Genomic DNA, 16,772 nt, shown 5'->3' on the forward strand with positions numbered 1-16,772 from the left:
CCCTTGGGACCCAGGGTCACCTTGACCGCGTCGGCCAGCTGGTTCATGCCGCGCTCGAGACCGCGCCGGGCGTCCTCGTCAAACGCGATCATCTTCGAAGCCATTCCTGCTCCTGCTCTTGATAGGGGCTGTCCGGGACGGCGCCCGCGACGGACGGCCCGCCGGCAGCGGACCTCGCCGTCCCGGCGCACCCGGCCGGTTGGCACTCTCCAGGGGTGAGTGCCAGGCGTCCCGTCGCACTCTACCCACAACTTGCGCGCCACGCACCTAGTGCGTGGCGCGCATCGTCAGATAGGGTCACTTCCATGAACGACGACGCCCCCGACCTCCGGGCGCGCAACAAGCAGGCCACCCGAGAGGCGATCAGCCATGCCGCGCTGCGCCTGGCCATCGAGCAGGGCCCCCACGGGCTGGCCTTGGTGCGCGTCCATGACATCGCCACGGCCGCGGGAGTCTCATCCCGTACCTACAACAACTATTTCTCCAGCAGGGCGGAGGCGATCTGCGCCTTCCAGGCCGACCAGGCCGGCCGCGTGGGGCAGGCGCTACGCGCCCGGCCCGCCGACGAGCCGCTCGACCAGGCAGTCATCGCGGCCGTGGTCGAGCTCTACACCGACCCAGAACCCGACAAGGCCGGGCTGCGCATGATCATGTCGACGCCCGAGCTGGAGGGCGAGGCGTTGAGGGCGTTCACCATGGCGGAGGGCCCGCTCGCCGAGGCGATCGCGGCCCGCACCGGCACCGACCCAGAACGCGACCTGTTCCCCGCCGTCACGGCCGCCGCGGTCGCCGCTGCCATCCGGGTGGCGGGGCGACGATGGCTCGAGCCCGGCAACCCCGAATCCTTCGCCGCCATCCTGCGCGGCGCCCTGTCCTGCGTCGTTCCCGCCGCGCCGCCTGAAGGGGGTCGGCCCTCATAAGCCCACAGGGCCGGTAGGGGATTCCCGCAGAGGCGGTCGAGAATGTGGCCAAGCACGTCAAGGTGGCCGCCCCCCGAAGCCGTGCGACAGCGACCCGCTCGATAACGAGGTGCGGCGAACCCACGGTTCGGGTGAAGATGTCCGCGCCTGGCTGTAGGAGCCGGTCCCCCCTGGACGAGGAGCGTGCCATGAGCGCCATCGGATCCGCGGACCCGGAGGTCCGGGTGAGCACGGGACGGCTGCGCGGGCGGATGGAGGACGGCGTGGCCGTCTTCCGCGGTGTGCCGTTCGCGCGCCCGCCGGTGGGCGCGCTACGGCTGGCCGCGCCGGCCCCGGCCGAGGCGTGGGAGGGGGTGCGCGAGGCCGGGACGTTCGGTCCGCGGCCACCGCAGTCCAGGTTGCTGGGCTCGTCCGGCGCGGACGGCGCGGACGGCGACTGGTTGACCGTCAATGTCTGGTCCCCCGACCTGGGCGCCGCCCGCCTGCCGGTGATGGTGTGGATTCATGGCGGGGGCTACATGTACGGGTGGTCCGGCGACCCCCTCTTCGACGGCCGCGTGCTCGCCCGGGACGGCGTCGTCGTGGTCACCTTCAACTACCGGGTCTCCGCCGAGGGCTTCGGACATTTCCCGGGGTCACCGGCCAACCGCGGGTTCCTGGACCAGGTGGCCGCCCTGCGCTGGGTGCGGGACAACATCGCGTCCTTCGGCGGCGATCCGGACCGGGTCACCGCCTTCGGAGAGTCCGCCGGAGCCGGGAGCATCGCGGCGCTGATGACGATGCCCAGCGCCGCCGGCCTGTTCCGCCGGGCGATCGCGCAGAGCGTGCCGGGCCTGTTCTTCTCCACCGAACTGGCCACCGACATCGCCGCCGCGGTAGCCGGTGAGCTGGGCCGGCCCCCGCTCGCGGACGAACTCGCCCGCCTGTCGCCGGAGCGGCTGATCGAGGCCGGGGACGCGGTGGCGGAGAAGATGGGCGGCTATCCGCGGTGGGGCCACGCCGCGCACGTCCGGACGCCGTTCGCGCCGGTCGTGGACGGCGAGGTGCTGCCCGCGGTGCCGTGGCGGTCACTGGCGGACGGGGCCGCGCGCGAGGTGGAGCTGATCGTGGGTCACAACCGCGACGAGTATCGGCTGTTCATGGCCATCAGCGGCGACACCGGCCAGATCACCGCCGAGCGGGCGGACGCCGCGCTGCGGGTGCTCGCCCCGGACCCGGAGGCCTACCGGGCCGCCTACCTGGGGGCTGACGAAGAGCTGTTATACGAGCTGGTGCACTCCGACTGGTTGTTCAGGATGCCTTCCGTCCGGCTGGCCGAAGCCCACCAGAGGCACGGTCGCGCCCACCTGTACGAGCTGACCTGGCCGGCCCCCGGCATGGGCGGAGACCTCCTCGGCGCCTGTCACGGGCTCGGCCTACCGCTGACGTTCGGCAACCTGAGCGCCGGCGCGGCAGGACTCCTGATCGGCCAGGAGCCGCCTCCAGCCGCGGCCGAGCTGTCGGCCCGGGTCAGAGCGGCATGGATCGCCTTCGCCGCGACCGGAGACCCGGGCTGGCCGACGTACGAGCCGCAGAACAGGCACACCTGGATCATCGACACCGAGCCGGACATCGCGGCGTATCCGGAGGAGACCTCCCGTGAGCTGTGGGCCGGACACGCCTTCGACCCCCTTGCGTTGCGGGCGCGGCCATAGCCGTTCCAACCCGAGACCCCGGCACCGTGGCCGACGGCATCACGTACCGCGAACACCCTCGCGGCGGGCGCGGCGACAGTCAGGGTGGCGCTCACGTTCTCCTGGTCCACGGCGTGCACGGCTCCTCGTCATTTCGTCTCGGGCCTCCCGCGGGCGCGTCTGCCGCGTCCACGGGAAGGCGCGACCGGCCGTCGCCGGTCTCCCACCTTGGCCACGAACGGGCTCGACGCTATTCGACACCACCACCGAAAAAGTCAGCAGACGCCTGGACCGGCCCAGACGTGGTCGTCAGATGTAGCGTTTTGACACCTCCCATGGATAACCGCTATCTATTGGCTAACCGTTAGGGGGGTGGAGTGCAGGACGCAGTGCTGGCGATGCTCGCCAAGGAGCCATCACACGGGTACCACTTGCACGCTCGGCTGCAGCGGACTCTTGGCCCGCTGGGCGAGTCGATGAACCGCGGCCAGATCTATGTGACGTTGGCCCGGCTGGAAAAAGCGGGGCTCGTCGTCTGTGAGCGGACGGATGGCCTGCCCGAGCGGCCCGAGCGCAAGGTCTATGAGCTGACGCCGGCCGGGCAGCAGCGGGTGGCCGCCTGGCTGGCCGAGGTGGGCTGGCCGAAACCGGATCTGGCGGAGTTCCATCTCAAGCTCGCCGCGGCCGCCGCGGCCCGGCTCGCCGACCCGGTCGAGCTGGTGGCGGCACAGCGCCGTGAGTTGCTGCGCCGCTTGCGTGAAGTACAGCAGGCGGCGCTGGCCGAGCCGCCGAGATCGGGCGCCGGTTTGCTGCTGGAAGGGGTCGTCCTGCGGTTGCAGGCGGACCTGCGCTGGCTGGATGCCTGTGAGCGGGCCTGGTCCAGGGTCGATGACGAAGCCGAGGGTGAATGAAGGTGTCAAGTGCCGTGGTCCGGGCCTGCGGCCTGGTGAAGACGCATGGTCAGGGGCAGAGCCGGGTCCGCGCGGTGGACGAGGTCGACCTGGAGGTGCCGCAGGGGCAGACGCTGGCGGTGATGGGGCCCAGCGGCTGCGGGAAATCCACGCTGCTGCACCTGCTGGGTGGTCTGGAGCGGCCTGCCGATGGAGAGGTGTGGGTGGCCGGGCGGCGCATCGACACGTTGAGCGAACGAGCTCTGGCGCGCATGCGGCGCCGGTCGGTGGGGTTCATCTTTCAGGCCTTCCATCTGGTGGAGGAGCTGTCTGCGGCCGAGAACGTGGAGCTGCCTGCGCTGCTGGCCGGACGCTCGCGCCGCCAGGCCAGGCGGCGCGCGAGCCTGCTGCTGGAACGGGTCGGGCTCGCCGACCGTGCCCGGCATCTGCCGTCACAACTGTCGGGCGGACAGCGTCAGCGGGTCGCCGTCGCTCGCGCGCTGGTCAACGAACCGCTGGTCGTCCTGGCCGACGAGCCGACCGGCAACCTCGACACCGCGGCGACCCTCGATGTGCTGAGGATCTTCGAGGAGCTGCGTTCCACGGGGCAGACGTTCGTGATCGTCACGCATGACGAGCGGGTGGCGGCCACGGCGGATCGGCTGGTCTCGATGCGCGACGGGATGTTCGTCGACGACACCTGGCTGGCCGGCTCCCACAAGCGCGGGCTCGGCGGGCTGATCGGGCTGGAGGGCTGAACGTCATGGGCTCCATCGTGCTCGTCGTCCGCCTGGTGCTGGCCGACATCCGCCGGCACCAGGTCCAGGCCGTGATGCTCCTGCTCGCGGTGGCGGTGGCCACCGCCACGATGGCGCTGGGCCTGTCCCTGGGCGGCGTGAGCGACGCGCTGTACGAGCAGACCCGCGCGGCCACCGCCGGGCCGGACGTGGTGGCACTCTCCGGCGACCCGGGCCTCGCCGAGACCTCGGCTCTGGCCTCGCTGGCGGACGCTCCCGAAGTAGTCGCTCACCATGGCCCCTATCGCATCGTCTACGCCAACCTCACCACCCGCGACTCCACGACGTCCCCAGTGGTGGTGCACGGCTTCGCCGAGACGCCCGGCACGGTCGACCGGCCGCTGGTGACCTCGGGTCATTGGGTCCGCTCCAGCGGCACGGTCCTCGAACGCGGCTTCGCCACCGCGCTGGGCGTCGGCCTCGGCGACCGCGTCACCATCGCCGGCCGGTCGTACCCCGTCGTCGGGATCGCCGTCACCGCCGCCACCTCCATCTATCCCTGGGCGGCGCAGATCGGCCCTGGCGGCGGCCCCAGCGACGCCGGCGGCCTGGCCTGGATGACCCGATCAGATGCCCGAGCCCTGGCTTCGTCCCAAGATCTCCCGGTGACCATGGCTGTGGACCTCAAGCTGCGCGACCCCGCCGCGACCGAGGCCTTCCTCGACGACCACAGCGACACCACCGCCAGGATCAACTTCCACACCTGGCAGTTCAAAGCCGCACAGGACCAGGTCATCCTCAGAAACAGCCAGCCGATCCTGATCGTCGGCAGCTGGCTGCTCAGCTTCCTGGCCATCACCGGAGTGGCGGCGCTGGCCGCGGGACGCGCCGTCGAGCAGACACGCCGGGCCGGGCTGCTCAAGGCCGTCGGCGCCACCCCGGGTCTGATCGCCACCGTCCTGCTCACCGAGTACCTGGCGCTGGCACTCGTCGGCGACGCGCTGGGGCTGGTGATCGCCCGCCTGACCACGCCCGCCATCGCCAGCCCCACCGCCAGCCGGATCGGAGACGCGGGCGGACCCGGCGGCGCCACCATTGCCACGGCGACCGTCCTCGCCGTGGCGGTGGCGGTGCTGTCCACGCTGCGTCCCACGCTGCGGGCCATGCGTACGGCGACCGTCACGGCGCTGTCCGCCGGCGCGCATCAGCCCCGTCACCGGCCCTGGCTCACCGCGCTGTCCGCGCTGCTGCCCACACCGCTGCTGCTCGGGCTGCGGCTGACCGCCCGCCGGCCGGGCCGCGCCGTGCTACAGGCGTGCTCCACCGCCACCACGGTGATCGCGATCGTCGCCCTGCTGACCATCTACGCCCAGCCGGAGAGGGGCTACGGCCTGGACGGCTCCTCCGTCCTGCCCAACCTGCGGGGCGAGCACGACCGCCGGCTGATGCTCGCCGTCACCATCCTGCTGGTCACACTCGCCGTGGTGAACACCCTCACATTCACCTGGACCACGGCCATAGAGGCTCGGGCGAACATGGCCATCGCACGTACGCTCGGCGCCACCCCCGGACAGATCACCGCGGGACTGTCCACCGCCCAGCTCCTGCCCAGCCTGCCCGGCGCCATCATCGGCATCCCTCTGGGCATCGGCCTGCTCTCGCTCTTCGCCGCCAGAAATGCGGCGGACCCCCCTTCCTCCTGGCTGCTCGGCGCCGGGCTCGCGACTCTCCTGGTGACGGCGGCACTCACGGCCCTGCCCGCGCGCCTGGCGGCCCGCCGGCCCGTGGCGCAGGCCCTCAGCGCCGAAACAGCCTGATGACTCGATTTGATCGACGGAAAGGAAGCACGAAGTGACATCTGGCGCCGCCGGCATCCGGCGATTAGTGGTGGGCACGGGGGAGCCCCGCGGATGGGTGTCCCCTAGAACAGACCTGGTGACGGCGCTGCTCGGCATCTGGTTCGGCGTCGGACTGATGATCGACGCCTGGGCGCACGGCAACCTGGCGGAGCTGGAGACGTTCTTCACTCCATGGCACGCGGTGTTCTATTCCGGCTTCGCCGTGGTCTCCGGCTGGATCATCTGGCAGGTGTGGCGCAACGTGCGCGCCGGACGGCAGGGGCCGGCGGCCGTCCCCACCGGATATCTCGCCGGGCTGGTGGCGATTCCCGCGTTCGCCGTCTTCGGATTGGCCGACATGATGTGGCACACCATCCTCGGCATCGAGACGACCATCAACATCCTTTTCAGCCCGTCCCACCTCGGCCTCGTCGTGACGATGATGCTCATCATCACGACCCCGCTGCGCTCGGCGTGGAACGCCCCCGACGTCGGCGCCCGGCCCTCGCTCGGCCGGCTGCTGCCCGCGCTGATCGGGCTCGCGTTCGCCACCACGCTGGTGTCGTTGTTCCTGTCGTACGGCGACGCCCTGCGGTACCGCCCCGAGGGCATCGTCCGGGCGTTGTCCATGCTGCGGGACGCGGGCGGCGGCCCGCGGGGCGCCGGACCCGTGGCGGTGGGCCCGGGCGCCGAGCAGGTGGCCGTCGCGATGGTCGTCACCAACGTCGTCATGCTCGGCCCGGTGCTGTTCGTGGTGCGGCGCTGGCTGTTGCCGTTCGGCTCGGTGAGCGTCATGTACGCGGTCATGGCGCTCATGCCGGGTGCCCAGACGGGGTTCCGCAACGTGCCGATCCTGTTGTCGTTCGTGGCCGCCGGGGTCGTGAGCGATCTGCTGATCCGCCGGCTGCGGCCGTCGGGTGAGCGGCGCGCCGCCTACTGGGCTTTCGCCGGGCTGTCGGCCTTCGCCACCTGGTCGCTGTACATCGGGGTCGCCTCGGCCGCCGGGGGCGGCCTGCCCACCGTACCCGAGCTGTGGACCGGAGCCCCGGTCGTGGCCGGGCTGATCGGACTGGCACTCGGGGCGCTGCTCCTGCCCAACGCGGTCACTGCCGGTTCGCCGATCACCAGAGATCATCGGATCTAGCCGTGATGTAGTCCTGGGGAAAGTTCCAACGGATCTGCCTGACCTGCGCCGGGGATGACGCCACTGAGGCTCCCGATGCGACGCGAGCGTCACGATAGCACTAGGTAATCATGGCGCTACGGACAGTCATCAGTCGGGTATGGGTCTCGTGGATCACGCACTCTCCCCGAAGGCCTTTCATATGACTGTCACCAAGCTCAACGCCGCCGCACATCGCCGCTGGCTGGGCAAGACCATGGCGCTGAGCTGCGGCCTGTGGGAAGGGACGAACGACCTCGACACCGCCCAGCTCGCGAAATACCGGCTGCTGAGTGACTGGGCGGAGGTGACCGCCCAGTCACGCGTCCTCGACGTGGGATCGGGCAACGGCGGCCTCCTGAGCTATCTGAGCCGAGAACGCGGTGTGGCAGCCGCGTTCGCGACATGGGCCGCCCAGCTGCGCGGGTGCTGCGATCGGCTGGGGAGCGTCGAGCGTGATGGGACGACACTCGCCGACTGGCTGGAGTTCACCACGACGGGCACGGCGCTGTTCCAGCAGGGCGCCCTCTCGGTCGCGCACCTCGGACTACGCCGAATAGACAACCACAGCGCCCGCCGACCGCACCGGTCCCTGCCCGGCTTCACCGTCGCCTGCGTCTACCGCGACGAACACCCCGGCAATGCGCCGGTCGTCGCGGGCCTGGGCAGCGACCAGCGCCTGGGCCACGCGATGTACAAGGCCCTCCTCGAAGCCGTCGCGGTGTTCCGCTACGCCAACTGGATGGCCGCCAAGGCTGCCATCGAGGACTGTGACGTCACCGACAAGGACCGCTTCTTCGATCTCGACGACAACGTCGCCTACTACACGGAGCCGGCCAACGCCGCGCTCATCGACAAGCGCTTCGCCGTCCATGTGGAGGTCTCGGCGCGTGACCTGCCCCCCGACGCGGCCCCAGACCTCCGCACCCGCGTGAAAGCGCTGGTGGCAGCCTTCGCCAGGACCGGAAAACAGCTCGGCTACCTCGACATCACCACCCCGGACATCCGCCACCTAGGGCTCACGGTCTGCCGCGTCTGGTCCCCGGACACCCTCAGCCTGTGCCCGCCCAGCGCGCCGCCCCTGCTGCACAAGCGATTCGCCGACTACGGCGGCGCGACCAACCCCGAGCCCCATCCCTACCCTTGATCGACCAGCGCTGCGGATGTGCCGGGTCACCATCGACGGCACGCCCGCGCTGTCAGAGCTTGCCGAGGCCCTGGGCCAGGATGGTGGCGGTCTTCGCGATGGTCTCGTTGTCGGTGGGCAGGCCCGGGGTGCGGTTGGTGTAGATCGCCATCACGATGGGAGCGGCGCCCTGCTCGGAGCGGATGACGGCGATGTCGTTCCCGCCGCCGAATCCGTCGGAGTTGGTGCCGGTCTTGTCGGCGATCGTCCAGGTCTTGGGCAGGCCGGCCCGGATGCGCTCGGCGCCGGTCTTGTTGGCGAGCAGCCAGGCGTTGAACTGCTCCCGGTCCTTGGCATGCAGCGCGTCGCCGATCGCGAGCACGCGGAGATCGCGCGCGATGGCCACGGGCGTGGTGGTGTCGCGCTTCTCCTTGGGCGTCCAGTCGTTGAGCTCGGGGTGCCAGCGGTCCATACGGGAGGTCGGGTCCTTCAGCGTACGGAAGTACTTCGTCAGCCCGGCGGGCCCGCCGATCAGCTTGAGCAGCAGGTTGGCCGCGGTGCCGTCGCTCTTGGTGATGGCCGCCTCGCACAGCTGGGCGACCGTCAGACCGTCCTGGACGTGCTTCTCGGTGACCGGCGAATTGGGCGTCATGTCGGCGGCCGTCCACTTGATGAGCTTGTTCATCAGGCCGGGCTCGGAGGTCCGCGCCTTGTTCAGCACGGCCGCGCAGAGCGGCGCCTTGAAGGTGGACAGAAAGGGAAAGCGCTCTGCCGCCCGGTACGTCACCGTCTTGCCCGTGGCGGTGTCGATGGCGTACGCGCCGATGCGGCCCTTGAAGGACACCTCCAGCGCCCGCAGCTCCTTCTTGACCTGAGCCTCACCCGAAACGGCCGGGGACGCCGCGACGGTCGCGGCCGCGGCCGGGCCCGCGCCGAGGGCGCCACCGGACAGGAGGGAGAGCGCCAACGAGGTCGCGGGGAGCGCCGCGGTGACGCGGCGGACGCGGAGGTGTCGCATGCCGAAATCCTTGCTTCTCGTCTGTCAGAAGCTTGGAGCAAAGCAGATATGATCATCCGCTGTCTAATAGCGATATCGGGGACCTAGCGATATCGAACCCTATATCGCTGCAGGTCAGGACCATGGTGCTAAGCCCAGTTCCCGCACGACGAACGCCAGCCAGAAGCTCCGCTGCTGAACGATCGTGCTCCAGCCCTGATCACCACGGGCGAAGGCCGACACGAGATCGACTTCACTTCCCACCCCTGCCGGCCTGGCACCCTGCTGTGGGTACGGCCGGGACAGGCCCACCGCTTCCACCACCCCGGCAGCCTCGACGGCAAGGTGGTGCTGTTCACCGCCGACTTCCCACCCGATCTCCTGCTGGCCGTCCTGCTCCTGCGGATCGATCGGCTGCCAATCGAGGACGACCGCCGCGTCGACTCCGCCACCGCCGAACTCTTCGGTCGGTTCCAGGCCGAGCTCGAACGCTCCTACGCCATCACCCGCTCCGCCGAGCACTACGCCGCCCGCCTGGGCTACACCGTCAAACACCTCACGCGCGCGTGCGTCGCCGCCGCCGCCGGCCACCCTGCCAAACACCTCATCGACGCCCGCGTCGTCCTAGAGGCCAAACGCCTGCTCGCCTTTCGGCCAGCGGCAGCACACCGTCACGAGCCAGCATCGTCACCGCTGACCCCAGGGCGGCGAAGGCGGTGACCATCTCCGACGCCACCACGCCACCACGCCACCACGCCACCACGCCACCACAGATGACCGCGAACCGGCCGGGGACCACGCTCGCGGCGGCCGCCTCCCGGCTGGTCCACGGCGCGGCCTCGCGCAAAGCGGGAAGGTCCGGCAGCAGCGCGCCGCTTCCGGTCGCGATGCGGCGCTCAGCCCACCCTGCACCGCCCGGTCGGCGACGTTCTCCCCGACCGACCCCGCCCCGATGACGACGACGTCGTAGGTGTTGCCGTCCATGTCAGTTGTCCTTCGCGGCGCGGCCGAGACGGAAGGCCGAGATGAGGAAGAAGATGCCGCCGGGGATGGCGTAGCCGGCCGCGTTGATCAGTGTCGGGTTGGCGGCGGAGGCGCCGACGATGAACGACGCACCGGCGAGTACGGAGACGCCGCCGCTGATGATCATCGGCCACTGGCCGCCCATCTTGCGTCGGGTGACACCCACGATCAACTGGACCAGCCCGGCAACGACCGCCCAAGCGCCCCACACGCGCAGCACCGCCGGGATACCGGACGCGCAGGCGATGGCCACACCGATGGCGGTGATCAGGCTGACCGCGATGTTCACGTACAGCAGGGCAGGTGATCCGGTGGCGCGCGAGGCGCGGGCGTCGATGACGGCGGCGGCCACGTCGAACAGCGGGTAGAGCACGAGCAGAGTGACCGCGACCGGACCCAGGGTCGAGGCGGTCGTGAACATCGCGAGGGCCCAGACGATCGCGAACGAGAACCGGACGAAATACAGCCGCCGCAGCGCGGACGCGATCCCGGACATACCGGGCGACGCAGCGATAGTGCTCATGATGATCCTTTCGGTGGATGAGTGACGGGGGAGAGCGCTTCAGCCTCGTCGTTCCGGGAAGGCACCACCTCCCCCTAGACCGAACGTTCTGTCTCAGCAGAGCATGGCGCTCTGCGACTCAGGCTGTCAAGACCGAACGTTCTATCCGCTAGGCTGGTGGCATGCCCACCCCATCCGAGGGCCGGCCCTCCGAAGCGCGGGCCCGGCTGCTCAACACCGCCACCCGGCTCTTCTACGCGCAGGGCATCCACGCCGTCGGCATCGATCGCATCGTCGCGGAAGCGCAGGTGACGCGGGCCACCCTCTACCGGCACTTCCCCGGCAAGGAAGACCTTGTCCTCGCCTACCTGAACGAGGCCGACCGGGCCATGCGAGGCCAGGCGGACGAGGCCGTCACCGCCGGACTACCGGCCGCCGGCACCATCCGGGCCCTCAGTGAGTCCATCGCCCACAGCATCCAGTCCCCCGGATTCCGGGGATGCGCCTTCCTCAACGCCGCCGCCGAGTATCCCGACCCGGAGTCCCCGGTGCACAAGGCCGTGCTCACCCACCGCCAATGGTTCCTGGAAACCGTCACCGAACTGCTGGCCAAGATCCAGGAGACCGGCGCCGAACCCGCCGCCCGCCACTTCGTGATGATGCGCGACGGCGCCATGGCCGCCGGCTGCCTGTTCGACCCGGCGCTGATCTGCGAGACGTTCCTGCGCGGAGTCGAGAGACTCCTGAAGGTCTATGCCGCCACCGACTACAGCGAACCGGCGGAATCCATCGCCGAGACCGGCGGGCGAGTGGCCGACGTAGCGGACCTTTCCGGCGCGGACGAGGTCGGTGAGGGCGCCGAGCGTCCTTGAACCGCCGAGATGGCTCAGGCCAGGGTCGCGATGTCGATCACGAACCGGTACCGCACGTCGGACGCCAGGACGCGCTCGTACGACTCGTTGATCTTGTCGGCCGGGATGACCTCGATCTCGGCCCCGAGGTGGTGCTGGGCGCAGAAGTCGAGCATTTCCTGGGTTTCGCGGATGCCGCCGATCGCCGAACCGGCGAACGACCGGCGGCTCATGATGAGGGGGAACACGTTGAGCGCCAGCGGTTCGGCCGGAGCGCCGACGTTGACCATGGTGGCGTCCACGGCCAGCAGCGACAGGTAGGCGTCGAGGTCGATCTTCGCGCTGATGGTGTTCACGATGAGGTCGAAGGAGCCGGCGAGCTGCTCGAACGTCTGCGGGTCGCTCGTGGCGTAATAGTGGTCCGCGCCCAGGCGCAGGCCGTCGTCCTGCTTCTTCAGCGACTGCGACAGGACGGTCACCTCGGCGCCCAGCGCGTGCGCGAGCTTGACGGCCATGTGGCCGAGCCCGCCGAGCCCGACGACCGCCACCTTCTTGCCGGGGCCCGCGCCCCAGCGGCGCAGCGGGGAGTACGTCGTGATGCCGGCGCACAGCAGCGGCGCGGCGGAGTCGAGCTCGATACCTTCGGGGATCCTCACGACGAAGTCCTCGGTCACCACGATGTGGGTGGAGTAGCCGCCCTGGGTGATCCGTCCATCCTTGTCGGTGGAACCGTAGGTGAGCGTGTTGCCCTTGAGGCAGTACTGCTCCTCGCCCTTGCGGCAGCTGGAGCACTCGCGGCAGGAGTCGACCATGCAGCCGACGCCGACCCGGTCTCCGACGGCGTACCGGGTGACCTCCGGGCCGACCGCGGCGACGATTCCGGCGATCTCGTGGCCGGGGGCGACGGGATAGGGGGCGGTGCCCCATTCGCCGCGTACGAAGTGGATGTCGGAGTGGCAGATGCCGCAGTACTTGATCTCGATGAGGACGTCGCGCGGGCCGACGTCGCGACGGTCGATCCTCGCCGGGGCGAGCGGCTCGGTCGCGGACGTGGCGGAGTAGGAGTTGACGGTGAGCATGTTCTTCTCCGTGCTGAAGCTTCTATGACTGACCGGCGGCGCGTGGCGACGCCGCCGAAGCGAGCGTGTTATGAGCTGTTCTGAAGCTGCTCTGAAGCTGCTCTGAGCAGGGAAAACGTCTCTTTCCCTTATCCACTGTGCCACTGCCGCATGCCGCGCGGCAGGGCGGGCTGTGCGGGGGAGCGGTGTTCAGGGGTGTGACAGGGCCCCCAAGTGCCGGGTCGGTGGCGCAGGTTTGGGTATCGGTTTTGCGGCAATCGCCGACATGACGAAGGAGAGACGAAGGAGACAAGCCGATGACGACGTGGACGAGCGACGAGCTCAGCAGGATCGAAGCAGCCGACGAGCTGCGGATCGAGCCCCGGCGGGGCGACGGCACGCTGGGCAAGCCGGTGCCGATCTGGGTCGTCCGCCATGACGACCACCTCTATGTCCGCTCCTACAAGGCGGGCGCGGGTGCCTGGTTCCGTACGGTCCAGGAGACCCACGAAGGCCACATCCGGGCCGGTGGCGTCGACAAGGACGTCAGCATCGAGGCGGAAACCGATCCTGACATCGACGACCAGATCGACGCCGCCTACCGCGCCAAGTACGGCCGTTACGGCTCGGCGTACATCGACACCATGGTGGCGCCCGAGGTGCGAGCCACGACCCGCAAGCTCGAGCCCCGCTGAACCCGCTCGCTGAACGCCTTGCATGGCCTTCGCCCGGCATGCCGAGGACAGCGGCTCCGTACCACCATCCGCCTCGCCCGCTCGACCGCGTTCGCCCAGCGCTTCGCGCTCCCCGACGCCAGCGCGTGAGCGGCCGTCCTCTCCGTGCCTCGTCTGAACGGCGGGTGCCCGACCTGGCCTCGGAATTCCCGCTGGACCTCTGATCCCGGCGCCTCGTAACGTCGCCGCATGACGACAGTGCTCTGCGTACCGCATCCGCCGGCTGGGCGCCGCGCTGATGCGCTGACGGTCGAGCAGGCGGTATCTGTCGTGAGGCATACGCGCGGGTCCGTCGAACGGCAGACGCGGCTTGCACCCCGCCATATGGCCTCGATAACCCTCGACATAGGCTTTTTCAGGAAAGACCTGCGCCAACCGCATCAGATGCAGACGGGGGGCGGTTGTCCGATGGCGAAGCTACTTTTCGTGATGACCGGAACGGCGTTCTGGACGCTCAAGGACGGCACCAGGCACGCGACGGGTTACTGGGCCGAGGAGTTCGCGGCCCCGTACAAGGCGCTCACCGAGGCCGGCCACGAGATCGTGGTCGCCACCCCCAACGGGGTGATCCCGACCGTGGACATGATGAGCCTGCGCCCCGAGATGGCGGGCAGCGCGCAGATCGCTCTCGATCTGGAGGCGATCATCCGCTCCGCGGAGGTGATACGGCGGCCGATCCACTTGGCGGACGCCCGCCTGGAGGATTACGACGCCGTCTACTTCCCGGGCGGCCACGGCCCCATGGAAGACCTGTGCGTCGACGCGGATGCCGGCCGGTTGCTGACCACGGCGCTCGCCTCTGGCAAGCCGCTCGCGATCGTCTGCCACGCCCCGGCCGCGATGCTGGCCACCAGGATCCACGGTGTATCGCCCTTCGCGGGCTACCGGATCACCGCGTTCACCAACGAGGAAGAGCACGCGGTCGGGCTCGGCTCGAAGGCCCGCTGGTTGTTGGAGGACGAGCTCATCGACCTGGGGGTCGACTTCACCAAGGGCGAGATGTGGAAGCCCTATACGGTGGTCGACCGCACCCTGTTCACCGGGCAGAACCCCGCGTCGGCAGCCGTCCTGGCCGAACGACTGCTCAAGGTCCTTTAGCAGGCCACCTGCGGAGCGTTGCCGATCATGTCGAGGGACACCTGCCAGAGGCGGGCGGCGGCCTCGGGGTTGACGGCGTACGCCGCGAAGCCGCGCCGGAGTCCGGGTGTGTGCGGGACGGACAGGGAGACGATGCTGGAGGTCCTGCACCTGGTCGACCGGACGTTCCACCGGCTCGGCATTCACCCACCGCTGTGGAACACCGGGACGAGCTATGACATCCCGCTGCAGGGCTCGCTGGATGAGCAACGGCCGTCGCCGCGCCGACGCGTGCCGCGCTGGCCGTCGAGCAGTTGCAGCGCTGGCTCGCCCTCGCCCGGCTCCGCTCCTGCGGGCAAGGGCTGCCCGTGGGGCTACCGTCCAGATCACCGAACGGCCCGTCCTCATCACGTACTGACCTGTGCTCATCACCTACCGGCCGGGGTCGTGGACCGCAGATGAGCCTGACGCCTTCTCAGCCTTGATCGATGATTGCGGTGACCTCGGCTTCAATGAGAATGCCGGGCTCAAAGAGGATCTCGACCCCGATCAGCGCGGCCGGCGGCGTAGCGATATCGAACTCGAGGGCCGCCTGGTCGATTCCCGCTTTGAAGGCGTCGTACATCTCTCTTTTCCAGCCGGCGGCGTACCACGTGAAGCGGACGACGTCGTGGAACGTCGCTCCTGCCGCGTCGAGCGCCTTGGCGATGTTGCGGTAGACCTGGGCAACCTGCCCGGCGAGGTCGCCCGGTGCCACGAGCTCGCCGTTCTCGTCCCAGGCGACTTGCCCCGCGATGTGGACCTGCCTGCTACCCGTCGCCACCGCGACGTGGTGGTAGAGCGGGACTTGGACATGATTATCGGGGTTGATGAGCGAAACAGTCATGATATTTCCTATCGACCTTCTGGGATCCCATGGGTCCGCGCCCGTGGTCTCTTGCAGTTACTCAGAAACCATAGGAGAGTGTGCGCTGACGTGGAAGAACGAACTTTTTAGTGACTGGGGAACCAGATGGTGACCAAGCAGCTCAGAGACTCATCCGATGAAGCGGATCTGCGGCGCGCGGACTCCCTCGCTCGGGAGATCTTCTCGGATGTCGCCAACAAGTGGGCGTTGCTGATCATCGAGGCTCTCGGTGAGCGCACCCTGCGCTTCAGCGAGCTGCGGGACGAGGTGGAGGGCATCAGCCACAAGATGCTCACCCAGAACCTGCGCATGCTGGAGCGCAACGGCCTGGCCGAGCGAAAGGTGCACCCCACCGTGCCGCCACGGGTCGAGTACACCCTCACCGAGCCGGGCCAGGCCTTGCGAGCGACGGTCGACTTGATCTGCGACTGGACCCACCAGCATTTCGGTCACATCGAAGCCGCCCGCCGCGGCTTCGGCACCTGACAGCACACTGCCGTCTCGGATAGGCCCTTCACGATCGACGTGGGCGCCGGCGGCCGAGGACGAGGGGGTGGGCGATCTCATGGCGCCGGGCGAATAATGCCGTGCGCCGCCGACCGCGACTGAAGTAGCGTCGGCGGCCATGACTCCTTCCCGCATCCGCCCTCCCTACGTAGCCGACGAGCGGACCCAGCTCATGGGCTGGTACGAGATGCAGCGCGCGATCGTCCACTACAAGTGCGAAGGTTTGTCCGATGCGGACGCCCACCGATCCGTCCTGCCGGCCTCGCCCCTCATGACCATGGCCGGCGTGGTCTCCCACCTTCGCTGGACGGAGAAGATGTGGTTCGAGGTCATCTTCCTCGGCAGGCCCGCCACGGGGCCTCAGCTCGAGAACGAGCCGGACGACGCCGACATGATGGTCGACGGCATCCCGCTCGCCCAGCTTCTGGAGGAGTACGAGCAGCAGTGCGCGGTGTCGAACGAGATCATCGCGGCCCACTCGCTCGAGGACGTGGGCAAGCATCCGGACTTCCGGGCCGCCGGCGCGAACCTGCGGTGGGTCCTGATCCACATGGTCGAGGAGACCGCCCGGCACGCGGGCCACTTGGACGCCATCAGGGAGCTCCTGGACGGCGAGAAGGGCTACTACTGACACGCCTCCGGGGGCTCGGCCGTTGACGGGAGGGCCGCGGCGATGCAGTCGAGGACGCGTTCCAGCCCGTACCGGAAGTGGTCGTCACGGCTCACGTGCGGTTGCGCGCCTTCATCGCGATCTTGGTGTAGATCGGATA

General features: G+C 69.4%; 19 protein-coding genes. 13 read left to right on the forward strand and 6 right to left on the reverse strand.

Annotated features, from left to right (window positions below):
- The first annotated feature begins 305 nt into the window (after nt 1-305).
- The 7 genes from AB0H88_RS15665 to AB0H88_RS15695 all read left to right on the forward strand — a co-directional run bounded on the left by AB0H88_RS15665 (nt 306) and on the right by AB0H88_RS15695 (nt 8,367).
- Nucleotides 306-920, forward strand: coding sequence for a TetR/AcrR family transcriptional regulator (locus tag AB0H88_RS15665; RefSeq protein ID WP_357644807.1), 615 nt, complete (start codon nt 306-308; stop codon nt 918-920).
- Between the two features lie 188 nt (nt 921-1,108).
- A complete protein-coding gene (locus tag AB0H88_RS15670; protein ID WP_357644809.1) occupies nt 1,109-2,614 on the forward strand; it encodes a carboxylesterase family protein in 1,506 nt (501 codons plus the stop codon).
- 377 nt (nt 2,615-2,991) lie between these two features.
- Complete coding sequence (locus tag AB0H88_RS15675) at nt 2,992-3,504, forward strand: PadR family transcriptional regulator (protein ID WP_357646376.1); 513 nt, start codon at nt 2,992-2,994, stop codon at nt 3,502-3,504.
- Nucleotides 3,501-4,241 carry an ABC transporter ATP-binding protein gene (locus AB0H88_RS15680; RefSeq protein ID WP_357644811.1) on the forward strand — a complete coding sequence of 247 codons (741 nt, stop codon included), beginning with the start codon at nt 3,501-3,503 and terminating at the stop codon, nt 4,239-4,241. Before AB0H88_RS15675 ends, AB0H88_RS15680 begins: the two co-directional genes overlap by 4 nt.
- 5 nt (nt 4,242-4,246) lie before the next feature.
- The gene (locus AB0H88_RS15685; RefSeq protein WP_357644813.1) at nt 4,247-6,037 is read left to right on the forward strand and encodes an FtsX-like permease family protein; all 1,791 of its coding nucleotides are present in this window, start codon (nt 4,247-4,249) and stop codon (nt 6,035-6,037) included.
- Between the two features lie 97 nt (nt 6,038-6,134).
- Nucleotides 6,135-7,202, forward strand: coding sequence for a hypothetical protein (locus AB0H88_RS15690; protein ID WP_357644815.1), 1,068 nt, complete (start codon nt 6,135-6,137; stop codon nt 7,200-7,202).
- Between the two features lie 181 nt (nt 7,203-7,383).
- A complete protein-coding gene (locus AB0H88_RS15695) occupies nt 7,384-8,367 on the forward strand; it encodes a YcaO-like family protein (RefSeq protein ID WP_357644817.1) in 984 nt (327 codons plus the stop codon).
- Between the two features lie 52 nt (nt 8,368-8,419).
- Here the strand turns inward: AB0H88_RS15695 and bla are convergent, their stop codons facing one another.
- Nucleotides 8,420-9,364, reverse strand: coding sequence for a class A beta-lactamase (gene bla / locus AB0H88_RS15700; protein ID WP_357644819.1), 945 nt, complete (start codon nt 9,362-9,364; stop codon nt 8,420-8,422).
- A 225-nt stretch (nt 9,365-9,589) separates the two neighbouring features.
- Here bla and AB0H88_RS15705 point away from each other — a divergent pair, with 225 nt between their 5' ends.
- Nucleotides 9,590-10,063, forward strand: a complete 474-nt coding sequence (locus AB0H88_RS15705) for an AraC family ligand binding domain-containing protein (RefSeq protein ID WP_357646378.1) — start codon at nt 9,590-9,592, stop codon at nt 10,061-10,063.
- Here AB0H88_RS15705 and AB0H88_RS15710 read toward each other — a convergent pair.
- Both AB0H88_RS15710 and AB0H88_RS15715 read right to left on the reverse strand, forming a co-directional pair.
- Entirely contained in the window at nt 9,948-10,190 is a 243-nt protein-coding gene (locus tag AB0H88_RS15710) for a hypothetical protein (protein WP_357644821.1), read from the reverse strand. The two genes, AB0H88_RS15705 and AB0H88_RS15710, sit on opposite strands and share 116 nt — an antisense overlap.
- Nucleotides 10,191-10,328: 138 nt before the next feature.
- Nucleotides 10,329-10,889 (reverse strand): hypothetical protein, encoded by a 561-nt coding sequence (locus AB0H88_RS15715; RefSeq protein WP_357644823.1) that lies wholly within the window; start codon nt 10,887-10,889, stop codon nt 10,329-10,331.
- Nucleotides 10,890-11,050: 161 nt separating this feature from the next.
- On the opposite strand from AB0H88_RS15715, the gene AB0H88_RS15720 reads away from it, so the two are divergent.
- Nucleotides 11,051-11,740, forward strand: a complete 690-nt coding sequence (locus tag AB0H88_RS15720; protein WP_357644825.1) for a TetR/AcrR family transcriptional regulator — start codon at nt 11,051-11,053, stop codon at nt 11,738-11,740.
- 14 nt (nt 11,741-11,754) lie between these two features.
- Here the strand turns inward: AB0H88_RS15720 and AB0H88_RS15725 are convergent, their stop codons facing one another.
- On the reverse strand, nt 11,755-12,798 hold the full coding sequence (locus AB0H88_RS15725; RefSeq protein WP_357644827.1) for an NAD(P)-dependent alcohol dehydrogenase: 1,044 nt from the start codon (nt 12,796-12,798) through the stop codon (nt 11,755-11,757).
- Between the two features lie 296 nt (nt 12,799-13,094).
- Here AB0H88_RS15725 and AB0H88_RS15730 point away from each other — a divergent pair, with 296 nt between their 5' ends.
- The gene (locus tag AB0H88_RS15730; RefSeq protein WP_357644829.1) at nt 13,095-13,472 is read left to right on the forward strand and encodes a DUF2255 family protein; all 378 of its coding nucleotides are present in this window, start codon (nt 13,095-13,097) and stop codon (nt 13,470-13,472) included.
- Between the two features lie 447 nt (nt 13,473-13,919).
- The gene (locus AB0H88_RS15735) at nt 13,920-14,609 is read left to right on the forward strand and encodes a type 1 glutamine amidotransferase domain-containing protein (protein WP_357644830.1); all 690 of its coding nucleotides are present in this window, start codon (nt 13,920-13,922) and stop codon (nt 14,607-14,609) included.
- On the opposite strand, the gene AB0H88_RS15740 is transcribed toward AB0H88_RS15735, so the two are convergent.
- The gene (locus AB0H88_RS15740) at nt 14,606-14,791 is read right to left on the reverse strand and encodes a hypothetical protein (RefSeq protein WP_357644832.1); all 186 of its coding nucleotides are present in this window, start codon (nt 14,789-14,791) and stop codon (nt 14,606-14,608) included. The two genes, AB0H88_RS15735 and AB0H88_RS15740, sit on opposite strands and share 4 nt — an antisense overlap.
- 272 nt (nt 14,792-15,063) lie before the next feature.
- A complete protein-coding gene (locus AB0H88_RS15745; protein WP_357644834.1) occupies nt 15,064-15,474 on the reverse strand; it encodes a RidA family protein in 411 nt (136 codons plus the stop codon).
- Between the two features lie 126 nt (nt 15,475-15,600).
- Between AB0H88_RS15745 and AB0H88_RS15750 the strand changes: the two genes are divergently transcribed.
- Nucleotides 15,601-15,981, forward strand: a complete 381-nt coding sequence (locus AB0H88_RS15750) for a helix-turn-helix domain-containing protein (RefSeq protein ID WP_357644836.1) — start codon at nt 15,601-15,603, stop codon at nt 15,979-15,981.
- A gap of 139 nt (nt 15,982-16,120) precedes the next feature.
- Entirely contained in the window at nt 16,121-16,633 is a 513-nt protein-coding gene (locus tag AB0H88_RS15755; RefSeq protein WP_357644838.1) for a DinB family protein, read from the forward strand.
- Nucleotides 16,634-16,772: the final 139 nt, after the last annotated feature.

Origin of the sequence: Nonomuraea sp. NPDC050680 (assembly GCF_040654555.1) — a bacterium.
Taxonomy (GTDB): Bacteria; Actinomycetota; Actinomycetes; order Streptosporangiales; family Streptosporangiaceae; genus Nonomuraea.

Bases quoted from the DNA above. Each gene is read 5' to 3' on its own strand.
- AB0H88_RS15745 (WP_357644834.1), bottom strand. From the start codon at position 15,474: ATGACTGTTTCGCTCATCAACCCCGATAATCATGTCCAAGTCCCGCTC.
- AB0H88_RS15750 (WP_357644836.1), top strand. From the start codon at position 15,601: ATGGTGACCAAGCAGCTCAGAGACTCATCCGATGAAGCGGATCTGCGG.
- AB0H88_RS15670 (WP_357644809.1), top strand. From the start codon at position 1,109: ATGAGCGCCATCGGATCCGCGGACCCGGAGGTCCGGGTGAGCACGGGA.
- AB0H88_RS15720 (WP_357644825.1), top strand. From the start codon at position 11,051: ATGCCCACCCCATCCGAGGGCCGGCCCTCCGAAGCGCGGGCCCGGCTG.
- AB0H88_RS15695 (WP_357644817.1), top strand. From the start codon at position 7,384: ATGACTGTCACCAAGCTCAACGCCGCCGCACATCGCCGCTGGCTGGGC.
- AB0H88_RS15685 (WP_357644813.1), top strand. From the start codon at position 4,247: ATGGGCTCCATCGTGCTCGTCGTCCGCCTGGTGCTGGCCGACATCCGC.
- AB0H88_RS15675 (WP_357646376.1), top strand. From the start codon at position 2,992: ATGCTCGCCAAGGAGCCATCACACGGGTACCACTTGCACGCTCGGCTG.
- AB0H88_RS15735 (WP_357644830.1), top strand. From the start codon at position 13,920: ATGGCGAAGCTACTTTTCGTGATGACCGGAACGGCGTTCTGGACGCTC.
- AB0H88_RS15680 (WP_357644811.1), top strand. From the start codon at position 3,501: ATGAAGGTGTCAAGTGCCGTGGTCCGGGCCTGCGGCCTGGTGAAGACG.
- AB0H88_RS15715 (WP_357644823.1), bottom strand. From the start codon at position 10,889: ATGAGCACTATCGCTGCGTCGCCCGGTATGTCCGGGATCGCGTCCGCG.
- AB0H88_RS15665 (WP_357644807.1), top strand. From the start codon at position 306: ATGAACGACGACGCCCCCGACCTCCGGGCGCGCAACAAGCAGGCCACC.
- AB0H88_RS15755 (WP_357644838.1), top strand. From the start codon at position 16,121: ATGACTCCTTCCCGCATCCGCCCTCCCTACGTAGCCGACGAGCGGACC.
- AB0H88_RS15730 (WP_357644829.1), top strand. From the start codon at position 13,095: ATGACGACGTGGACGAGCGACGAGCTCAGCAGGATCGAAGCAGCCGAC.
- AB0H88_RS15725 (WP_357644827.1), bottom strand. From the start codon at position 12,798: ATGCTCACCGTCAACTCCTACTCCGCCACGTCCGCGACCGAGCCGCTC.
- AB0H88_RS15740 (WP_357644832.1), bottom strand. From the start codon at position 14,791: ATGCCGAGCCGGTGGAACGTCCGGTCGACCAGGTGCAGGACCTCCAGC.
- bla (WP_357644819.1), bottom strand. From the start codon at position 9,364: ATGCGACACCTCCGCGTCCGCCGCGTCACCGCGGCGCTCCCCGCGACC.